Here is a 2,741-nt window from a genome sequence, read left to right on the forward strand (position 1 = left end):
GTGCTGAAGGCGGGGGCGGAAGTGGCGGTGAACGAAAACGCCTCGCTGTCGCTGGGCTATGGCGGGCTGCTGTCGCAGCACCATCAGGATAACAGCGTCAACGCCGGCTTCACCTGGCGTTTCTAAGCAACATCGACTCAATCCTTGTACGGGAACCGCCTGCGGGCGGTTCCTTTTTCACATCCTGCTAATGAGAACCCGGCGCACCTGGGGCGTCGGCCAATAACAAGCAAAAGGTAAGGAAATGACAACAACAATGGGTTTTGATAGCAAAGGAAACGTTCGTCGCTCGCCGTGGCGGCTGAATGCGCTGGTCTGCTGCATGGCGCTGGCAGGGTATGCGCAGGCGGCGCCGCACGAGGTGAATGGCCAACCCGGCGATCCGGCCAGCTGGCGCAGCGCTGAATTCAACGCCAACTGGGGGTTGGGGGCGATCCACGCCGATGAGGCCTACGCCGCCGGCTACACCGGCAAAGGGCAAAAGGTGGGCATTTTCGACACTCCGGTTAACCGCCATCCCGAATTCGCCGGCGACGGCAAACTGATCAACGTCGTCACCGAAGGCTACCGCGCCTATACCGATCCGCACCGGCCGGGAATTAACGCCGGCGATCGCTTTTACTTCGACGGCACCTTCCACTTCTACAGCGGTTCGCAGGGCATGCTGAGCAATCACGGGGTGCACGTCGCGGGGATCAGCGCGGCGAATCGCGACGGCGTCGGCATGCACGGCGTGGCCTTCGATTCGCAGGTGATCAGCGTCGATAATGACAACGACGGCCCGGCGTACGGCGAATTCCTCGGCCTGGACGGCGCCGTCACCAATGCCGGCTGGCAGGCGATGATCAAGAGCGGCGTGCGGGTGATTAACAACAGCTGGGGCGTCAGCATTCCCGATTTCCTGTCCGACGGCGGCCGCGATCCTAACGCGCTGCACTTCGAGCTGAAGGATGCGCAGGAGCAATTCGATCAGGTCAAGCCGCTGCTCGGTAGCCTGGCCGGCGCAGGCTATCAGGGCGCCATCGACGCGGCGCGCAAAAATATTCTGGTGCTGTTCGCCGCCGGTAACGACGGCAATTACAACCAACCGGATGTGATCAGCGGGCTGGCCTACTTCGTACCGGACATCGCGCCGAACTGGCTGTCGGTCGCCAGCGTGGCGCAGGATGCGGCATCGGCCAACAGCGTGCCTTACACCATCAGCAGCTTCTCGTCCCGCTGCGGCTATACCGCCAGCTTCTGCGTCTCGTCGCCGGGCAGCAAAATCTACAGCACCGTGGCCAACGGTTCCGATCCGGCCAATCTGGTGTCGGACTACGGCAATAAAAACGGCACCTCGATGGCGACCCCGCACGTCACCGGCGCAGTGGCGGTGTTGCTGCAGCGTTTCCCGTACATGAACTCGGCGCAGATTGCCGACGTGCTGAAAACCACCGCCACCGACATGGGCGCGCCGGGCATCGACGCGCTCTACGGCTGGGGGATGATCAACCTGGGCAAGGCCATCAACGGCCCGGGCATGTTCTATACCGTCGAGGATATTCCCGCAGAGTTCCGCATCCCGGATCCGACGGGCGTGGCCTACGGCCCGACCCAGTTTGTCGTCAATATTCCGGGACTGGGCGCCGAGGTGGATGCCGGTACGTTGCATGCCAGGAAGTGTGACGATATCAGCTGTGAGTTGGACGTTTACTCCAATAACATCTCCGGCCACGGCGGCCTGACCAAGGAAGGGATGGGCACGCTGGTCATGACCGGTAACAACACCTATTCCGGCCCGACGCTGGTCAATCAGGGGCGGCTGGCGATCAACGGCTCGGTCACCTCGGACGTCAGCGTGCAGAGTGGCGGCATCGTCGGCGGCAGCGGCACGGTCGGTTCGCTGACCGCCCGCCGCGGCGGCACCGTGGCGCCGGGCAACTCGATCGGCACCTTGAACGTGGCGGGCAACGTCAGCTTCGAGCCGGGTTCGCGCTACGCGGTGGAAGTGGGGCCGAACGGCCAGAGCGATCGGATCCAGAGCAGCGGCTCGGCGACGATTGGCGGCGGTGAGGTGGCGGTGACGCTGGAGAACAGCGCCAACCTGCTGACGCAAAGCGAGGTGCGCAGCCTGCTGGGCCAGCAGTACACCATCCTGAGCGCGCAGCAGGGGGTGAGCGGGCAGTTTGACGCGGTGGCGCCGAACTACCTGTTCCTCGGCACCGGGCTGAGCTACCAGCCGGCCGGGGTGACGCTGAGCGTCGGGCGCAACGGCACGAGCTTCGCCAGCGTGGCGCAGACGCCGAACGAGCGGGCGGTGGCGGCGGCGGCGGATGCGCTGGCGGCGGGCAACCCGGTGTACGAAAGCGTTCTTAACAGCGGCACGGCGGGCGAGGCGCGGCAGGCGTTCCGTCAGCTGTCGGGGCAAATCCATGCGGATATCGCGTCGGCGCTGGTGAACGACAGCCGCTACCTGCGTGAGGCGCTGAACGGGCGTCTGCGTCAGGCGGAAGGGCTGGCGAGCTCGTCGGCCATCAAGGCGGACGAGGACGGCGCCTGGGCGCAGCTGCTGGGGGCGTGGGACCACGCGTCGGGCGACGCCAACGCCACCGGCTATCAGGCCTCGACCTACGGGGTACTGGTGGGGCTGGACTCGGCGGCGGCGGCCGACTGGCGGCTGGGGGTGGCGACCGGCTACACCCGCACCTCGCTGCACGGCGGCTACGGGTCGAAGGCGGACAGCGACAACTACCACCTGGCGG

2 protein-coding genes are annotated in these 2,741 nt (G+C 65.5%); both read left to right on the forward strand.

The genetic code is table 11. From position 1 onward, the window contains the following. Positions 1-126: autotransporter outer membrane beta-barrel domain-containing protein (locus ACJ8M3_RS24720; protein WP_442514745.1), on the forward strand; the 126-nt coding region annotated here is incomplete at its 5' end. A gap of 118 nt (positions 127-244) precedes the next feature. Continuing rightward, positions 245-2,741 (forward strand): autotransporter outer membrane beta-barrel domain-containing protein (locus ACJ8M3_RS24725; protein ID WP_442514785.1); only part of this gene is annotated, 2,497 nt, incomplete at its 3' end.

This window comes from Serratia sp. CY55921, assembly GCF_052167655.1.
Taxonomy (GTDB): Bacteria; Pseudomonadota; Gammaproteobacteria; order Enterobacterales; family Enterobacteriaceae; genus Serratia; species Serratia ureilytica.